General features: G+C 41.5%; 18 protein-coding genes. 3 read left to right on the top strand and 15 right to left on the bottom strand.

Translation table 11 applies throughout. The annotated features are described in order from the left end of the window. Window positions 1-7: 7 nt before the first annotated feature. From SJY38_RS03090 to SJY38_RS03020, 15 genes are all read right to left on the bottom strand, one after another. Window positions 8-823, bottom strand: coding sequence for a flagellin (locus SJY38_RS03090; RefSeq protein WP_286744033.1), 816 nt, complete (start codon window positions 821-823; stop codon window positions 8-10). A 206-nt stretch (window positions 824-1029) separates the two neighbouring features. Then, window positions 1030-1848, bottom strand: a complete 819-nt coding sequence (locus SJY38_RS03085) for a flagellin (RefSeq protein WP_286744030.1) — start codon at window positions 1846-1848, stop codon at window positions 1030-1032. A gap of 275 nt (window positions 1849-2123) precedes the next feature. Continuing rightward, entirely contained in the window at window positions 2124-3392 is a 1269-nt protein-coding gene (gene flgL, locus SJY38_RS03080) for a flagellar hook-associated protein FlgL (protein WP_286744027.1), read from the bottom strand. Between the two features lie 2 nt (window positions 3393-3394). Next, window positions 3395-5401 carry a flagellar hook-associated protein FlgK gene (gene flgK / locus SJY38_RS03075; protein WP_288421634.1) on the bottom strand — a complete coding sequence of 669 codons (2007 nt, stop codon included), beginning with the start codon at window positions 5399-5401 and terminating at the stop codon, window positions 3395-3397. 1 nt (window position 5402) lies between these two features. Further along, window positions 5403-6419: a flagellar assembly peptidoglycan hydrolase FlgJ gene (gene flgJ, locus SJY38_RS03070; RefSeq protein ID WP_286745444.1), complete on the bottom strand. Its 1017-nt coding sequence runs from the start codon at window positions 6417-6419 to the stop codon at window positions 5403-5405. Window positions 6420-6554: 135 nt separating this feature from the next. Continuing rightward, on the bottom strand, window positions 6555-7649 hold the full coding sequence (locus tag SJY38_RS03065; protein ID WP_004588022.1) for a flagellar basal body P-ring protein FlgI: 1095 nt from the start codon (window positions 7647-7649) through the stop codon (window positions 6555-6557). Window positions 7650-7660: 11 nt separating this feature from the next. Continuing rightward, entirely contained in the window at window positions 7661-8344 is a 684-nt protein-coding gene (gene flgH / locus SJY38_RS03060; protein ID WP_004588021.1) for a flagellar basal body L-ring protein FlgH, read from the bottom strand. A gap of 20 nt (window positions 8345-8364) precedes the next feature. After that, the gene (gene flgG / locus SJY38_RS03055; protein ID WP_004588020.1) at window positions 8365-9153 is read right to left on the bottom strand and encodes a flagellar basal-body rod protein FlgG; all 789 of its coding nucleotides are present in this window, start codon (window positions 9151-9153) and stop codon (window positions 8365-8367) included. 21 nt (window positions 9154-9174) lie between these two features. Continuing rightward, window positions 9175-9918: a flagellar basal body rod protein FlgF gene (locus SJY38_RS03050; RefSeq protein ID WP_004588019.1), complete on the bottom strand. Its 744-nt coding sequence runs from the start codon at window positions 9916-9918 to the stop codon at window positions 9175-9177. A gap of 176 nt (window positions 9919-10094) precedes the next feature. After that, window positions 10095-11465 carry a flagellar hook protein FlgE gene (gene flgE, locus SJY38_RS03045; protein ID WP_154945920.1) on the bottom strand — a complete coding sequence of 457 codons (1371 nt, stop codon included), beginning with the start codon at window positions 11463-11465 and terminating at the stop codon, window positions 10095-10097. Between the two features lie 59 nt (window positions 11466-11524). Then, complete coding sequence (locus SJY38_RS03040) at window positions 11525-12205, bottom strand: flagellar hook assembly protein FlgD (protein ID WP_004588017.1); 681 nt, start codon at window positions 12203-12205, stop codon at window positions 11525-11527. Between the two features lie 13 nt (window positions 12206-12218). After that, window positions 12219-12650, bottom strand: a complete 432-nt coding sequence (gene flgC, locus SJY38_RS03035) for a flagellar basal body rod protein FlgC (RefSeq protein WP_004588016.1) — start codon at window positions 12648-12650, stop codon at window positions 12219-12221. Window positions 12651-12655: 5 nt separating this feature from the next. Then, window positions 12656-13063 carry a flagellar basal body rod protein FlgB gene (gene flgB, locus SJY38_RS03030; RefSeq protein ID WP_029773927.1) on the bottom strand — a complete coding sequence of 136 codons (408 nt, stop codon included), beginning with the start codon at window positions 13061-13063 and terminating at the stop codon, window positions 12656-12658. Between the two features lie 143 nt (window positions 13064-13206). After that, window positions 13207-14037, bottom strand: a complete 831-nt coding sequence (locus SJY38_RS03025) for a protein-glutamate O-methyltransferase CheR (RefSeq protein ID WP_004588014.1) — start codon at window positions 14035-14037, stop codon at window positions 13207-13209. A 21-nt stretch (window positions 14038-14058) separates the two neighbouring features. Then, window positions 14059-14991 (bottom strand): chemotaxis protein CheV, encoded by a 933-nt coding sequence (locus SJY38_RS03020; RefSeq protein ID WP_004588013.1) that lies wholly within the window; start codon window positions 14989-14991, stop codon window positions 14059-14061. A gap of 140 nt (window positions 14992-15131) precedes the next feature. Between SJY38_RS03020 and flgA the strand changes: the two genes are divergently transcribed. From flgA to flgN, 3 genes are all read left to right on the top strand, one after another. Then, a complete protein-coding gene (flgA, locus tag SJY38_RS03015) occupies window positions 15132-15839 on the top strand; it encodes a flagellar basal body P-ring formation chaperone FlgA (protein WP_377109279.1) in 708 nt (235 codons plus the stop codon). Window positions 15840-15915: 76 nt separating this feature from the next. Next, the gene (flgM, locus tag SJY38_RS03010) at window positions 15916-16239 is read left to right on the top strand and encodes a flagellar biosynthesis anti-sigma factor FlgM (protein WP_377109278.1); all 324 of its coding nucleotides are present in this window, start codon (window positions 15916-15918) and stop codon (window positions 16237-16239) included. Further along, complete coding sequence (gene flgN, locus SJY38_RS03005) at window positions 16232-16663, top strand: flagellar protein FlgN (RefSeq protein ID WP_286745429.1); 432 nt, start codon at window positions 16232-16234, stop codon at window positions 16661-16663. Before flgM ends, flgN begins: the two co-directional genes overlap by 8 nt. The last annotated feature ends 63 nt before the right edge of the window (window positions 16664-16726 follow it).

Raw genomic sequence — 16726 nt, 5'->3', positions numbered from 1 at the left:
TTATTAATTATAGAAGAGAAAGCGCAATCTGTGGTTGCTGGTTAGCCTGCGCAAGCATTGAACTAGACGCTTGCTGTAATACTTGGTTACGAGCAAGGCTAGCACTTTCTGCAGCAAAGTCAGCATCCATAATACGTGAACGAGACGCAGCTACATTCTCAGACACATTTGTTAAGTTACGAATCGTCGAGCTAAAGCGGTTTTGTTTTGCACCGAGATCTGCACGAACATCATTCACAGCTTTTAGTGAATCATCTAAGCCATCTATAGCAGCTTGAGCGCCTGAAGCTGTACTAATATCCAACCCACCTGTTGATAAACCTGTAGCATCCATTGCAACGCTTATAGACACAGCAATAGTTTGGCTTGCATCCGCACCTACTTGGAAGTCCGCAGAATATGTGCCATCAAGTACATTCACACCACCGAATGTGGTTGTGTCTGCAACACGTGTGATCTCCTCATTCAACTGAGCAAATTCTTTTTGTAACGCTGCACGGTCATCTGCACTGTTTGAACCATTGGCAGATTGGATTGCTAAGACACGCATACGCTGCATCATAGTTGTTGTTTCTTCTAATGCACCTTCCGCTGTTTGAGCAATTGAGATACCGTCATTAGCGTTACGTGCTGCTTGGTCCAGACCTTTCATTTGTGACTCTAAACGTGAACCAATTTGAAGGCCCGCGGCGTCGTCAGCTGCACTGTTAACGCGTAAACCTGAAGATAAACGTTGATATGATGTAGACAAATCATTTGTTGAATTTGATAAGTTACGCTGTGAATTTAATGACATTACATTAGTATTTACACTTAAAGCCATGATAGCCTCCTAATAATTTAACTAGATGGGAATCAAGCTTTACAGTTTTGTAATTTAGCTCAATGATTCCTGCCTGCAGTTAAGTTATCGGCGCTCGATTGAGTTACTTTAGCCTTTTTTTAAAATATTTATTTATTACTATCTTTCATAAAGTTAAAAGCCAGAACTATGTTCTGGCTTGGTATTGTTATATTACAATTTAAAAATTATTGTAATAGAGACAGGGCTATTTGGGGTTGTTGATTGGCTTGAGCGAGCATTGAACTTGAAGCTTGTTGAAGCACTTGATTGCGTGCAAGGTTAGCACTTTCTTTAGCAAAATCGGCATCCATGATTCGTGACTTAGATGCAGCCACATTTTCCGATATATTTGTTAAGTTTCGTATTGTTGAACTAAACCGGTTTTGCTTTGCACCTAAATCGGCGCGTACATCGTTCACAGCTTTTAATGCATCATCAATGCTATCTATGGCTGTTTGAGCCCCTGCAGCTGTCGAAATAGTATTTGCATTAACAGAAAGCCCCGAAGCCCCCATACTCGCGGCTATTGAAACTGATATAGTTTGATTAGCATCTGCACCTACTTGAAATTCAGCGCTATAAGTTCCATCGAGAACATTTACGCCACCAAATGTAGTTGTTTCTGCAATTCGATCCATTTCTTCTTGGAGCTGCGCAAATTCTTTTTGTAATGCAGCTCGATCATCATCACTATTAGATCCGTTTGCCGACTGAATAGAGAGTACTCGCATGCGTTGCAACATATTGGTCGTTTCTTCTAATGCACCTTCCGCTGTTTGTGCAATAGATATTCCATCATTAGCATTTCGTGCGGCTTGATTTAAGCCATTCTCTTGTGTGGCTAAACGAGTACCAATCTGTAACCCTGCAGCATCATCTTTAGCACTATTAACACGCAAACCTGATGACAATCGTTGAAACGATGTACTTAAGTCATTTGTTGAATTAGCCAAACTACGTTGAGAATTAAGTGATGCTACATTTGTATTTACTGTTAATGCCATTTTACCATCTCCTAGGTTTAAACAGAGTGTGGTTCAACACGTTTTAACAGGAACCACTATTCGATAATTTCTAATTATTAGAAAAGCATTTACTGTGCCAACTTTTAAATAAATATAATCATATGTTTTTAAAGTATTTTCAATCAAAATATCAAACATTAATAATAAGTTATCTGGTTAGCTGGAGTGACGACAATTTATTGCCGCTATTTTGAGGGAGGTTTTTGCCGCTTTGTATTAGCTAAAGCGGCAAGGTATTTCTGCTTATAATCTGTTTATAAGTAATCAAATAAAGAAAGGTTTGTTAAACGGCCAAACGTGGCTTGTGACGCTTGCAGTGCGGTTTCTTGTTTAGTGAGTTCACTAATGGCTTCTGCCATGTCTACCTCTACTAAATCAGAAAGGTTACTTTTGTTTTGAATGTCTTGCGCAAGATTTGAGTCACTCACGCTTTCAACCGCATTCATCCGCCCGCCTAAGCTCGCTTGCGTATACACAACTTGCTCACTTGCATTTTGAAGCTGTACTACACCATCGGCTAATACTTGCTGAAAATCATCGTTTTCAAGTGTGCCATCATTTAACCCCGTAATGAGTGATTGTAATGTATTAAGCACGTTTTCTTTGTGCGGCTTTTCGAGGGTAAAATCAAGCTGGCCTGGTGCTGCGCCTTCAAATTCGATTTTCATGCCTGCAAAATCGATTGGCTCATCCGTTACCTCGCCTACTTGTGCGGGGCTCAGCGACACACCGTCGCGCAAAATTTCATAAGTATCAGGGTCGTTGGCGGTAGCGCCTGGTGTTATTACCACATTATACGTGTTCGCTGTTGCCGCTGCGGTTGGATCAGCATTGTAGTTATCTTGATGAAACCGGTCGAACTCTGTTTGGCCATCTACATAAACCGTGCCTGCTGTAATATTATTTGCAGGCGTAGTTACCGGGATCGCAGCTTGATTATCAGTAACATCTAACCTTGCGTCGCTTTTCTCAAACGTATCAAAACCGTTATCGCTTGATTTAATACTCACTCCTTCAGCTATGGTTATAACATGCTGGCCTTGATCCCCATTATAGGTGTACTCACCTGTTGTAGAGTCAAACTGGTATGGTTGAGTGCTGTCTTGGTAACCTGAAAAAATAAATTTACCATCTTCTGAGCGGGTATTCATTAAACTCAAAATAGTTTGTTGTAATTCTTCTAACTCTTTGCCAATAGATGCTTTGTCGCTCGTACTGAGGGCACCGTTACCCGCTTGGATTGCCAGTGTTTGTGCTTTTTGAATTGCATCAGTTATGCTGCTTAATACAATTTCTTCTGTATTAAGACGGTTATTCAACTGGTCAATATTTTTAGCGTGCTGCTCATTTGTTTGTATTTTATTTGAGTAAAGCATCCCTTGCGAAATAGCAGCAGGTGCTTCTGAGGTAGTTAAATACTTCTGCCCTGTCGTTACTTGCTCTTGTGCATTAGCAACACTTTGTTGGCTATCGAGTATTTTATTAATGTTGTTTTGGTACATTAAGTTATTTGATAAACGCATAATTACCTCGCTGCACTTAATAAGGTGTCAAAAATTTCTTGAGCTGCAGCCAACACTTGAGCTGATGCTGAATATGATTGCTGAAAACGCAGTAAATTGGCAGCCTCTTCATCTAGGTTTACACCTGAGAGCGACTCATACCACGCTTCTGATTGCTCTGCTAACGCATCAAATGCGCTGGCACTGGTAATGGCTTGGCCGGTTACTACGCCAATATCACTCACTAACCCTGAATAGGCTTGATTAAACGTTTCGTGATTGTCGGCAGTGGCTGTTGTCACTACATTTTTACGCACTAATTCGCCATTTTGTAAATCAGCGAGCTTTAAACCATTACGGTTATCATCAAAACCGCCTTCGTTAAATTCAAGGGTAAAGGTGTCTCCAGTGGCTGGCGTGCCTTCAATGTCAAAATCAAAGCCATAGTTGCTATAAGGTACGCCAGCCTGAGCCAGTACGCCCTCTGCTGGAGGCGTTACTGTAAACGTAGTGGTGCCATTTGCATCTGTAATTTGATATTCGTTTGCAGTGCCTGTTTTAACTAACGTTATATCGCCATTGGCTAAACCAGGGGTAGTGTTAAAGCCACCCGAGGTAACACTAGTTACTTCTCCGGCTGAAATAGTCGCTGTACCTACATTATCTATGCTGTTAGCTGTACGAATAGGCGATGCCAGTGCTAAGTCTTCACCGCGGCTTGTCGCAAGGGAAATACTGGTTGCCGCCTCAGAGTTAAGTTTAATTTGAAACTGATCACCTGTATTACCTGTACCTGCTACATCAATTTGTAAACCAAACGACTCCCCACTCGTAATGTCATCTGAGTCAATAACACCTGATGGCGGTATCGTCGCTAAAGAAGCGCTGCCTATCGGCTCCCCTTTATTATCTATAGGCTGAATGCTCACTTCATTTGCATTAGCGGTATAAGTAACTATAAAGTCGCTGGCAGGCAGTTCACTACCTTTACCAGCCTCAAGCGTGGCCGTTAAACTAGCGCCGCCGGTATTAGCTTGGTATGCATGAGCACCCACGGTAGGTATATTAAATATATCACCGCCTAGCTCACCGTTAGCATCCATACCCAATTTATTTTGCTCGTTGAACGCATCAGCAATTGCCAATCCCATTTGGCCAATTTGATTTTGTGCAGGCACAAGTATGTCGTCTCTAAAAGCCAGCAAGCCGCCAATTTTGCCTTTTAATTTAGTTGCATCTATTTCTAGCGGCACAGCTTTGCCGCCATTAACGTCAAGCGTCAATTCTTTAAAATTAGGATCGGGGTCGCCCGACAGTGAAAACAAGTTAAATGTACCGTTTTCCATAACTAAAGATTCACCGCTGCCCATAAAGACGAGTTTTTCGCCATTAGGGCCATCAAGTGTTTCTATATCAACAAGCTCTGATAATTCACGAATCGCTAAGTCGCGCTGGTTATAAATAGAGCTTGCGTCAGAGGCGTTATTTGTGCCATTTACGACTGCAATTTCTTGGTTTAACGTATTTATATTTTGGATGAGTGAGTTGGCTTCTTCAGAAAAAATCTCAAGCTGCTCATTCACTATACCTTGTTGCTCAAGCACGATACCCGAAAGCCTATCCATTTGATCAACTAAGCTTTGCGCATCGGTCATTACTAATGAGCGAGCAACTGTTGAAGACGGCTGATTTAGCGCCTCTTGCACGTTATTAAATAATGAATTTATGCCCGTTGATAAGTTATTAGACTCTTCTGAAAAAATAGTATCAACACGGTTGGCTTCTGTTACAAATTGATCAAAAAACGATTTATTTGACGTGTCGCGGTTTAACTGCGACTGGGCAAACTCGTTCAATAACCTGTATGTTTCGCCGCGACCTACTTGGTTATCAACCATAGTGGTAAATTCAGTGCGCTCACGAACGTAGCCTTCTGTATTTACATTGGTGATGTTTTTACTGGTCGTTTGCAACAGCTCAGAGCTTGAACGCACCCCAGCACTGGCAATATTTAATAAACTAAACGACATATTACTTCACTCCTTGGGTAAACGCGCTTGTTGCAATATTTTTAAGCTCACTGCTATTTAGCACTTTTTTTATTTTACTCGCGTAATTAGGATCGGTTGCATAGCCTGCTTTTTGTAGCGAATCTAAAAATTCGTTTGGCTGTGCTGTTTTTTGTAATGCTTCTTCGTAGCGTGGGTTTTGCGTTAAAAAATCGACAAAGTCGTTCACGCTTTCTTTTATAGAATCGTAAGCTCTAAAACTTGCTTGTTTTTTAACAGGGGTACCTTGCTCAAATTCAAGCGTTACTTTACTTGCTTTATCGCCTTCCCAGCTTTTATCTGATTTAATATTGAACAGGTTATTTGAGCTATTCCCGTCGCTTTTATTAATAATATGCTTACCCCACCCCGTCTCAAGTGCCGCTTGGGCCACCATTACTGCAGGGTTTAAACCAATTTTTTCGGCCGCTGTTTTAGCATGCTCCCACACTGCACTAACAAACTCTTCAGCATTATTAAACGACGACTGCTGTGTAGGCTGTGTTGTGGTTTTCGTTTGTGTTGCCGCACTGCTGACTACTAAGTCATCTTTATTTGCTTGCTTTACACTGTGCACCTTTTCGTGCGGCAGTTCAGAGCCTGCGCGTTTATCACTCATAAAGTCGTTAGTAGTTCTTAATACTGAGCCAGGCATAAAGTTCTCAGCCTCTGGTGAGAGCTGCTGAACAATTAAATCAGCCAAACCCAAAGACCCATTTGATGAAAGCTCAGAAGAGAGCTGCTGATCGTGCATTTCTTCAAAAAACTTTACACCGCTCGAGTTAAACGGACTGTCTTCATCTTCAAATGCTTCGTTCGCTTTACGCATCCCTTTTAGAAGCATTTGGGTAAAAATAGCTTCAAATTGTGCCGCTGCTTTTTTTAGCGCCGCTTTAGAGGCATCAGTAGATGCATCACCGCTGTTTAAAGCGTCTTGACGTAAAGTATTAAGATTACTTAAATCAAAAAAGTTTTGCTTATCGAGGTGATTTGTTTCCATCAGCTTTTTGACACAAAAATGAATAATGCTTTAAGAAATGCAAAAATTGAGCCAAAGAAAGGTAAACAGTAAAAAGCTTAAGTACCTTTTGAGTACTTAAGCTTTATGTAGAAGGGTAAATATTCTAAAAACTAACTAAATAACAACAAGCTGTCCGTTAATTGCACCCGCTTCTTTAAGCGCTTCTAAAATAGCCATTAGGTCTCCAGGTGCTGCGCCTACTTCATTTATAGCACGCACTAAGTCATCTAAGCTAACGCCGGGGTTAAATACAAACGCACGAGAATCATCTTGATTAACGTCAATAATACTTTGCTGTGTAACAACAGTTTCGCCTTCTGCTAACGGATTAGGCTGCGTTACATTTTGCTGTTCAGCAATTGTGACTGTTAGGCCGCCATGGGTTATTGCCGCAGGCTGTAGCTTCACATTTTTGCCAATGACAATCGTTCCCGTACGTGAATTAACAATAATTTTGGCTGAAGTGTCAGCAGGCTTAAACTCTAGGTTTTCAAGCGTTGATAAATAAGACACTCGTTGCGATGCATCACGTGGTGCAATAACGCGTACTGAGGCAGCGTCAATAGCTTGTGCACTATTAGGGCCTACCAAATTGTTAATTGTTGCTTCTAAACGTTTTGCCGTTGTAAAGTCTGGGCGGTTTAAGTTAAAAGTAATGTAGTCGCCTTGCATAAAAGGGCTTTTAACTTCGCGTTCAACAGTGGCTCCGTTAGGTACGCGGCCAACTGTCGGGGTGTTAATGACCACTTTACTGCCATCAAGCCCTTGTGCTCCTAAACCTCCCACAATTAGGCTACCTTGTGCTATAGCGTATACGTTTCCATCCACCCCTTTTAAGAAAGTTTGGAGCAAGGTGCCGCCACGTAAACTGCCTGCACTGCCAATAGAAGATACCGTAATATCAATTGTTTGACCCGGCTTTCTAAACGGCGGAAGCTCAGCATGGACTGCCACTGCTGCTACGTTTTTAATTTTAGGGCTTTGTGTTGAAGGCAGCGTAATACCAAAACTGTTTAGCATGCCTCTAAAACTTTGTTGCGTGTAAGAGTTTTGCTCCCCTGTACCAGGTAGCCCCACCACTAAACCATAGCCTACCAATTGATTGGCACGTACACCTTCAACCATAGAGACATCTTTTATACGCTCGGCGCTGGCAGAAAATTGCCAGCCTAGCAGTATGATCAAAATAAACGCTTTAATGCTATTCATACTACTATCCTCTAAAACGGAAATAACGAGCTACTAAAGAAACGTGTTAACCACCCTGGGCTTTGCGCTTCTTGTGTTTGTCCTTTACCTGAATATTGAATTCGGGCATTGGCAATTCTATTCGACTCAACCGTGTTATCGGCGCTTACATCTTGCGGACGTACAAGGCCTTCGAGCCTAATAAACTCTTCGCCGGTGTTAAGTGTTAGCCATTTTTCACCACGAATAACTAAATTACCATTGGGTAAAACACGCATAACATTCACCGAGATATCACCCACTAAACTGTTTGACTGATTTGATTTAGAGTCACCGGTAAATGATGAATCACTACCAATGCCAAACTGAATACTGTCGCCACCTATATTGACTGGTAAACCACCTAACCCAATAACGGGGTCTAGGCTGGCTTCGGTTTCTTTATCGGTTTCGGTTTTAGCGGCTTTTGTAGCTTGTGTTGACTCTTCAAGCTTAACGGTAATTATATCGCCGGTTCTAAGTGCTTTTTTGTCTGAATACAAATCATTAAATGTATTGGTGTTAAACAACGAACCCGTTGCAACAACAGGCTCTGCTACAGGCTCTGGGTACATGGGTGCGTAGTAGGGGTCATCTTGAACCACTTCACTATTTTGCGTAGAAACACAGCCACTTAAAAATAAGGTGCCTGCTGCAAATAAAATAACATTACGCATAACTATCCCCTTGTGCACGGTTATAACTGTTGATTGATGTAGCTCATCATTTCGTCAACGGCCGAGATTACTTTTGAGTTCATTTCGTAAACACGTTGAGTTTCGATAAGGTTTACCAATTCTTCCGTTACATTAACGTTTGATGTTTCAAGTGAGCCTTGAATAATAGTACCTAAGCCTTCTACGCCTGGATTACCTTGAACAGGCGCACCACTAACAGCGGTTTCGGTGTAAAGGTTTTGACCAATTGGCTCAAGACCCGATGGATTAATAAAGTCACTAATTGTTAGCTGGCCAATTACCACGTTATCGGCTTGCCCTGCAACGCGTACAGATACTTCACCATCTTGAGAGACTGTAATTGATTGCGCATCATCGGGTACATTCATTTCGGGCTGAACAACAAAACCTGCACCTGAGGTAACAATGCGGCCGTCTTCATCGGTAGTAAATTGCCCATTACGCGAATACGCTATATTGCCATCGGGTTGCAGCACTTCAAAAAAGCCTTCGCCTGAAATCATCCAATCGAGTGAGTTTTCGGTGGTGAGCATATTACCTTGCGTAAACTCTTTTTGGTTAGCAACCACTTTTGCACCCGCACCTAGCATTAGGCCAGATGGCAGCTCGGTATCTTGTGAAGAGCGCCCGCCAGGCTGGTTGATGTTTTGATACAGTAAATCTTCAAAAATAGCGCGGCTCTTTTTGTAACCTACGGTACTGGCATTCGCCAAATTATTTGAAATAACTGAAATATCAGTTTGTTGAGCGTCTAGCCCTGTTTTACTTATCCACAATGCAGGATTCATAAGTATGCCCTCATTTTAAAGTTAAACTATGCGCATCAACTGATCTTGACGTTCGTCAATCTCTTCAGCTGTTTTCATTAGTTTTACTTGTAACTCAAATTGACGTTGGTGGTTGATCATATCGACCATTTCGTGAACTGGATTAACGTTAGACATTTCCAGTGCACCACTTAACACTTTTACATTTGCAGAGGTATCGACGGTTTGCCCAGGTACAGGTCTAAATAAACCATCGTTGCCTTTTTCAAGCTCTCTGCTGTTTCCTTCAACAACGCGCAGCGTGTCTACTTCTTCTAAAAAATTTGCAGGCGCGCCTTGGGGGCGAACCTGTATGGCACCATCTTCACTAAAACTTATTTTTTCAATAGGAACCGGTAAAATTACGGGGCCACCTTCGCCAATAACTTGACGACCATGACTTGTTACCAACATACCTTGCGCAGTAATGTTTAGCGTGCCTACTTTTGTATAGGCTTCGTTTCCTGAGTCATCTTGAACCGCAAGCCAGGCGTTATCGCTCATGGCAATATCTAAATCTCGCCCTGTTTCGATTATGCCGCCAGAGGTCATGTTAGAACCTGGTCGCTCTTGCATTGAAAACACGCGCGTTGGCAAGCCCTCGCCAAATGCTTGCATAGAGCGCGCTTGCGCAAAGTCAGCTTTAAAACCCGTGGTGTTTGCGTTTGCCAAATTATTGGCTTTAAGTGCAAGCCCTTGTAGGCTTTGCTTAGCGCCAGAGGCTGCAATGTAGACCATTTTGTCCATAACATCGACTCACATAAAAAATCTCTGAGTTGATAAATGCAAAATAGATGCCAGGTTAAATTTGACGCAATATAAGGAAGGTATTGAACGGTTCAGCTAGACTAGTTTTAGCGACATAGCTACAAAAAAGGCTGCAAAAATGCAGCCTCAGAGTCTTAACCAAAAATAAGGTTAACTTATCGAATCTGCAAAATACTTTGCTGAATTGTTGAGTTAACTTCAAGCGCTCTTGAGTTCGCTTGGTAGTTACGTTGAGCGGTAATCAAATCAACTAATTCGTTTGTTAAGTTGGTATTAGATTGCTCAAGCGCGGATGAATTAATACTACCAAAAGTGCCCGAGCCTGCTTCACCGGCCACTGGCTCACCAGAGTCAATGCTTTGCTTCCAGCTGGTATCGCCTACTTGCGAAAGGCCTTGAGAGTTTGGAAAGCGAACCATAGCAACTTGGCCTAAGTAGGTTGAATCGCCATTGCTGTATGAGGCAACAATTTTACCGTCTGTGCCAATATCAATACCCGCTAAACGACCCACTGTAGAACCATCTTGGTCAAGTGCTTTTACTTCAAAGCCACTTGAGTACTGAGTTGGAATACGGCCAGCTGTGTTGTTTTCATCACGCCAGTTTAGCTCAATACCTGTACTTGGGAATGTTGCGCCGTTATCAAGCATTGACGATAAACCAGTACCTGCACCTGCCGGTAAATTAATTTCATCAAACGTGGTGGCGTTAGTATTTGCTACACCATCTGTTGTGGCGGGTAAACCGCTAGAATCAAAACCAAGTGTGGTAATAGGTGTATATGGTGTAGTTGTTTGCTCTGCACCAGATGTACCGTTTACCACTTTACCATCAAGCGTAGCGTATACTTCCCAGCTATTGTCTGTACCACCTGCAGCTGCATCTTCTTCTTTTACAAAAAAGTATTGCAGAATATGTGGTTCACCTAATGAGTCGTAAACAGTAGTAGACGTCGACGAATTATAGGTACCGTTCGATGTCGGATCAAAATCGAGGCCTGTTGCATCAGCTGTTGCATCTAAGTTGAACGATAAAAATACGTTTTCGGTTGCGCGAGGCGAACCAGATGAATCAGGAATTTGAATTGGGTTAGTTGTACTTAGACTTACCGATGTGGTGTCCCCACTTGATGCATCAACCGGAAAAGCTTGTAAATAATTACCTTTGGCGTCAACCATAAAGTTATCTTGGTTAAGCTTAAATGCACCTGCACGAGTATAGGTTAAATCTTGCGACGAAATATCATCAGTCATTGCAAAATACCCTTCGCCGGTAATCGCTAAATCTAACGAGTTGTTAGTAAATTGCAGTGAGCCTTGATGAAATTGCTGTGCAACCATGGTTGTTTGCACACCATCACCATTTTTGGTTTTACCTGCACTAAACACAGATGCAGCATATACATCAGCAAATTCAGCCCGCGATTCTTTAAAACCGGTGGTGTTTACATTAGCAATATTATTTGCTGTTACGTCTAAGTCTTTTTGAGCGGCAGCTAGGCCTGTAAGTGCGATATTAAAGCTCATAATTCACCTCTAACTTTTAATCTAATAGCCTGCTAGCAGGCGAAATACTTTTTAATTGGTTATGCGATCTCTGCGACATCAGTCAACCTAACCGCACCCTCTTTAGTGTTAATAATAATGCCACTAGAGCCATTGATATTAACGCTTTCAATGTTTTTGAATGTTGCCACCGGTAAGCTTGAAAACTCGCCGTTGGTACTGCCCTCTGCAGTAATAGTGTATTCGCCCTCTGGTAGGCGCTCACCGGATTCATTATTACCATCCCAGCTAAAGCGCACTGCACCCGCTGCTTGCGAACCCATATCGATAGTTCTAACCAGTTGCCCAGAAGCATCTGTGACTTTAATTGTTAAATTATCAACGGCTTCTTCAGCAACCGCAGACCCTTTTGCCTCTCCGCTTTCGCCAAGCTCAAGCGTATTAGATTCTAAAAGCGCTTGCTTACCAACTAGCGTTGATGCTTGTAAAGCGGAGTTTGAGGTCATTGACGAGGCAAGTGACTCAAAATTTGTGTTTAAATCTGTGATGCCTTGCGCCATGGTAAAGTTAGTCATTTGCGCAATCATCTGATCGTTATCAGCCGGATTACTCGGATCTTGATACGATAGCTGCTGAGTTAGCAACGAGAAAAAATCTTCCTGCGTTAATGCATCGCTCTCTTCAGTGGTTGTCGCTACTTGGGTCTCTTGCCAAGTTATAGAGTCCAAAAAAGATGAACTAGTACTAATATCGTTACTCATAACCTACCCTCGGTTATCGCTGCCCAAGTAACAGCGTTTTGCTTAACATTTGCTTAGCTGCATCGGCAACTTGCACGTTTGTTTGATAAGAGCGAGAAGCAGAGATCATATTTGCCATCTCCTCAACAACATTAACGTTGGGTTTATAGATATAGCCATTTTCATCCGCACTTGGGTGATTAGGGTTATATTCAATTTGTAGTGGTTTGTTACTCTCAACAATTCCCAGCACTTTAACACCAACTGCGGAGCCCTGAGGGTTGCTGGCTGAGGCAGACGCTTTTGTCAGCTCGGCAGCAAATACAGGTTGGCGTGCTCGGTAAGTTTTGTCTTGGGATGAACTAATTGTATTAGCATTCGAAATATTACTCGCGGTGGTATTTAAGCGAACATTTTGCGCACTCATACCACTGCCTGAAATATCAAAAACGTTATATAAACTCATAATTATTATCCTTGACTACCGAGCGCTTTATTCAGGCCCTTAAATTTACTACTTAAAAATTGCAGGCTTGCCTGATACTCCATCGCATTCTGTGTATACAAGTTTCGTTCCACCTGTATATCAACTGAGTTACCATCGCCTGTATCTCCTTGATTTGGAGTGCGAAATAATTCAGAACCACCTACACTTCGAGTACCGCCTGCGATGTGTTTTTCATTGGTAGTAACCATGCTATTGCCGCTTTGCTGAGTTGACCTTGCCGCTTTTAATGCTGAGGCAAAGTCGATATCTTTTGCTTTATAGCCAGGCGTATCAGCATTCGCTATATTTGTGGCAAGTACTTCTGCCCGCTGTGAGCGGATCAACATTGCATGCGGGTGCACACCTAATGCTTTATCAAAACTGATAGCCATAACGTTCTCCAAAAAATTGACTTGCTTAAGTTAAAGCAATTTATAAGCCAGTAGTTTTTAGTTACGTTATTTTTTTATAGAGGGTTGTTATTAAATAAAAAAACGACGCTAAGAACGTCGTTTTTAATAACAAAGTGATGGGATTATTTTTTTTGGTAGATGATTCCAGGGTTACAACGAACCATATCAAACTCATTACTTAAGCCCGTCATCGACTCCGACGCACCTAAAAATAAATACCCTTTTGGGTTTAGTGCTTGGGCAAACTGACCAATTATTTTTGCTTTAACCTCTGGTGAAAAATATATAAGGACATTGCGGCAAAAAATAATATCAAACTTCCCCATTAAGGCGTAAGAATCAAGCAAGTTTAAATGTCTAAAGCTCACCTGTTTTCTAACTGAGTCGACAACTTTTGCCATACCGTTGCCGCTATCCATAAAGTACTTTTTACGGCGCTCTGCAGATAGGCCTCGCGCTAATGCCAACGCATCATATTCAGCGTTTTTACACATATCGAGCATTGTGTTAGAAATATCAGTACCAATAATTTGAGCCCCCATACGCAACACGCCCGGTTGCTTGGCCTGAAACTCAGCAACAGACATGGCAATAGAGTATGGTTCTTGGCCTGAAGAGCTGGCCGCTGACCAAATTTTTAATGGTCGGCGGGCGTCTTTAAACTCTGGAAACAATTTATTTTTTAAAAGCTCAAATGGGTATTGATCCCTAAACCACAAGGTTTCGTTAGTGGTCATGGCATCAACTACAGCGGCTCTAAGTTGCCGCTCATGAGGGCCAAGCGTTTTACTCACTAATTGTGATAAAGATTCAACATTAAAACGAGCCATAAGCGGCGCAAGCCTACTTTTTACTAAATACTGCTTGTTTTCGCCTAGCACAATACCACATTGCTGCTCTAAAAATGAGCGAAACTGATCGTAGTCACTTTGCTGCAAATCTTTATTATTCAAATTAATAACACCTATTGTTGTTTAGTCGCAATGAACCCATTTTTTAACTGCTGTTGCCAATTCATCAGGGTTAAATTTTGCTATAAAGTCATCCGCGCCTACTTTTTCGATCATCGCCTGATTAAACACCCCACTCAAAGAAGTGTGTAAAATAACATGTAGAGGCGCTAATTTTGGATCTGCTTTAATTTCTGCTGTTAATGTATAGCCGTCCATTTCAGGCATTTCAACATCAGAGATAAGTAAACCTACGCGCTCAGTAATATCATTTTTACAATCAAGCTCGGCTATTTCTTTAAGCCTAACTAAAGCCTCTTTACCATTTTTTGCAAGCTCAGTTTGCACGCCAAGTGGCTCAAGTGCTCTTTTTACTTGGTTACGTGCAACAGCTGAATCGTCGGCAATAAATACAATGCGCTCGCCTAAGTCTTTTTGTATTGCACTATCGGCGGCAAGGTCGGCGCTAACTTCGGTATTTACTGGACAAATTTCGTTTAAGATTTTTTCTACATCGAGAATTTCGACTAGTTCGTTTTCAATCTCGGTAACGGCAGTTAAATAAGAGTAACGCCCTGCTCCCGACGGAGGTGGCATTATTTTTTCCCAGTTCATATTAACGATTCGCTCAACGCCGCCAACTAAAAAGCCCTGCACTGAACGATTGTATTCTGCAATTATTATGAAGCTGTCTTTAACATTTTCAATAGGTCGGCCGCCTACGGCCATTGATAAGTCGATAACTGAAATAGTTTGACCACGAATATGCGCCACACCCCGAATGTATGCATTTGATTTAGGCATACTCGTTAAAGGAGGACATTGTAGTACTTCTCTTACTTTAAATACATTGATCCCAAAACGCTGACGCCCTCTGAGCTTAAATAATAGTAATTCTAGGCGGTTCTGCCCAACCAACTGGGTGCGTTGGTTTACTGAGTCTAAAATGCCTGCCATTCAAATCTCCTAAAGAAAACAAATAATGCGGAACGATAATTGCTTTCTGTTTATAAAGCTACATAACATCGCGGGAGCGTCTACTTTTTGACGCAAAATATTTATACCCTGTTTGAAACCATAAGCATAGTCGAAACATTATGAGTTTGTTAAAAAAAGTCAGAAGATACAGTGTTTTTTATTTTCTTGCTAGCCTCTGCTTAGCAACACCTTTGCATGCAAAAGTGTTTAGTAAAGATTTATTACAAGAAATAGCAATTTCTCATATTGCAGAGCAAGTTACCGTGCCACTTGAAAAAAATGTGGAGATTACCGCGCTTGCCCTCGATAGCCGCATTCCTGATAGAGTATGCGAAAACGAGCCAGAATTAGTCGTGCCAAATGAGCCGCCATTTACACGCCAGGTGACTGTTCAAATAAAATGTAACGATGCGCAAAGCTGGACTCAATATGTCCATGTAAGAATAGTTAAAATGGCGCCCGTTGTGGTTGCCACGGCAAATTTAGCCCGTGGTGAAGTTATTACTGAGTCTCATTTAAGCGTACAAATGAAGCCTTCACAGTTTGTTAGGGTACAATATTTAGATGACCCTTTAATGCTTATTGGCAGCCGCAGTAAGCGAAATATAAGAAGCGGTATGCCGGTTTTGCTCAACCAAATTTGTATGGTTTGCAAAGGCGACGCTGTTAATATTTATGCGAGTATTAAAGGACTTAGAATAAAAACCACGGGGATAGCACTTGAAGATGGCACCCTTGGTGAGCAAGTACAGATAAAGAATAAAAAATCCGGTAAAATTTTGAATGCACGCGTAGATGGTGTAGAGTCTGTGCAAGTAAATATTTAATTTCGATTTATACTAAAGTATCCTATGTATATGCCGATAACTTGGCATAAGTTGGGTAATATACAGGTTTATTATTATGGTTAATCAAGTTAATGGCAGTAATCAACAAGCTAATGCGCTTACAAACGCAAAACAGCAACAAGTTGATATTAAAAAAGATAACGCTGCAAGTACACAAACAACACAGACTCCTTCGCCTAAAGCGGCGAGCGATTCAGTGAGCCTGACGCCACAAGCACAGCAGTTAAAAACACTGCAAGATAAAGCACAGCAATCATCTGGCTTTGATAGTGCAAAGGTCGCTGAACTTAAAAAAGCGATTACCGAAGGTAAATACCAAATTGATGCTGAAAAGCTGACTAAAAACTTAGCTGATTTTGAGTTTAACGTATATGGCTGATCACAATAGTTTAATTAGCGTTAAATTAAATGAACAAGTTAAATGCTTGGATTCATTATATGCGTTATTAAACGAAGAGCTTAGTATTATTGCCTCTCGCAGAGGTGAAGGTTTAAAAGAACTTGCCCAACAAAAAATGTCTTTTTTAACTAAGCTTACGCAGCTCGATAAAGAGTTGAATAAACTTTTTACTGCAAATGATGAAAATGCCCCTGAAGTGACTGAACGAGTAGCGCAAGTTAAAGCGCAGCTAGCGCAGTGCCAAAAACAAAATAAAGTAAACTCACATGCTGCCCGCCAAGCACACTTAAGTGTAAAACAATTAAAAGATATTTTAATTGGCGCCCCAACCAGTATGACTTACGACCAAGGCGGTAGTGTAGTTAATACCGACAGCAAGCTGGTTCGTAACCTAAAAGCTTAACTGTTTTTATCTATCCTAATTTATTAAAAAAGCCCTTATTGAAGTCTCAATAAGGGCTTTTTT

This window comes from Pseudoalteromonas sp. R86517 (genome assembly GCF_042466295.1).
GTDB classification, from domain to species: Bacteria; Pseudomonadota; Gammaproteobacteria; order Enterobacterales; family Alteromonadaceae; genus Pseudoalteromonas; species Pseudoalteromonas atlantica.
The sequence above is the reverse complement of the archived record's forward strand: the minus strand, read 5'-3'. Positions and strand labels throughout refer to the sequence as shown.

Coding starts and splice junctions, on each gene's coding strand:
- SJY38_RS03085 (WP_286744030.1), bottom strand. CDS start 1,848: ATGGCATTAACAGTAAATACAAATGTAGCATCACTTAATTCTCAACGT.
- flgE (WP_154945920.1), bottom strand. CDS start 11,465: ATGAGCTTTAATATCGCACTTACAGGCCTAGCTGCCGCTCAAAAAGAC.
- flgM (WP_377109278.1), top strand. CDS start 15,916: ATGGTTAATCAAGTTAATGGCAGTAATCAACAAGCTAATGCGCTTACA.
- SJY38_RS03040 (WP_004588017.1), bottom strand. CDS start 12,205: ATGAGTAACGATATTAGTACTAGTTCATCTTTTTTGGACTCTATAACT.
- flgL (WP_286744027.1), bottom strand. CDS start 3,392: ATGCGTTTATCAAATAACTTAATGTACCAAAACAACATTAATAAAATA.
- flgG (WP_004588020.1), bottom strand. CDS start 9,153: ATGAATCCTGCATTGTGGATAAGTAAAACAGGGCTAGACGCTCAACAA.
- flgC (WP_004588016.1), bottom strand. CDS start 12,650: ATGAGTTTATATAACGTTTTTGATATTTCAGGCAGTGGTATGAGTGCG.
- flgN (WP_286745429.1), top strand. CDS start 16,232: ATGGCTGATCACAATAGTTTAATTAGCGTTAAATTAAATGAACAAGTT.
- SJY38_RS03020 (WP_004588013.1), bottom strand. CDS start 14,991: ATGGCAGGCATTTTAGACTCAGTAAACCAACGCACCCAGTTGGTTGGG.
- flgJ (WP_286745444.1), bottom strand. CDS start 6,419: ATGGAAACAAATCACCTCGATAAGCAAAACTTTTTTGATTTAAGTAAT.
- SJY38_RS03065 (WP_004588022.1), bottom strand. CDS start 7,649: ATGAATAGCATTAAAGCGTTTATTTTGATCATACTGCTAGGCTGGCAA.
- flgA (WP_377109279.1), top strand. CDS start 15,132: ATGAGTTTGTTAAAAAAAGTCAGAAGATACAGTGTTTTTTATTTTCTT.
- flgH (WP_004588021.1), bottom strand. CDS start 8,344: ATGCGTAATGTTATTTTATTTGCAGCAGGCACCTTATTTTTAAGTGGC.
- SJY38_RS03090 (WP_286744033.1), bottom strand. CDS start 823: ATGGCTTTAAGTGTAAATACTAATGTAATGTCATTAAATTCACAGCGT.
- flgB (WP_029773927.1), bottom strand. CDS start 13,063: ATGGCTATCAGTTTTGATAAAGCATTAGGTGTGCACCCGCATGCAATG.
- flgK (WP_288421634.1), bottom strand. CDS start 5,401: ATGTCGTTTAGTTTATTAAATATTGCCAGTGCTGGGGTGCGTTCAAGC.
- SJY38_RS03050 (WP_004588019.1), bottom strand. CDS start 9,918: ATGGACAAAATGGTCTACATTGCAGCCTCTGGCGCTAAGCAAAGCCTA.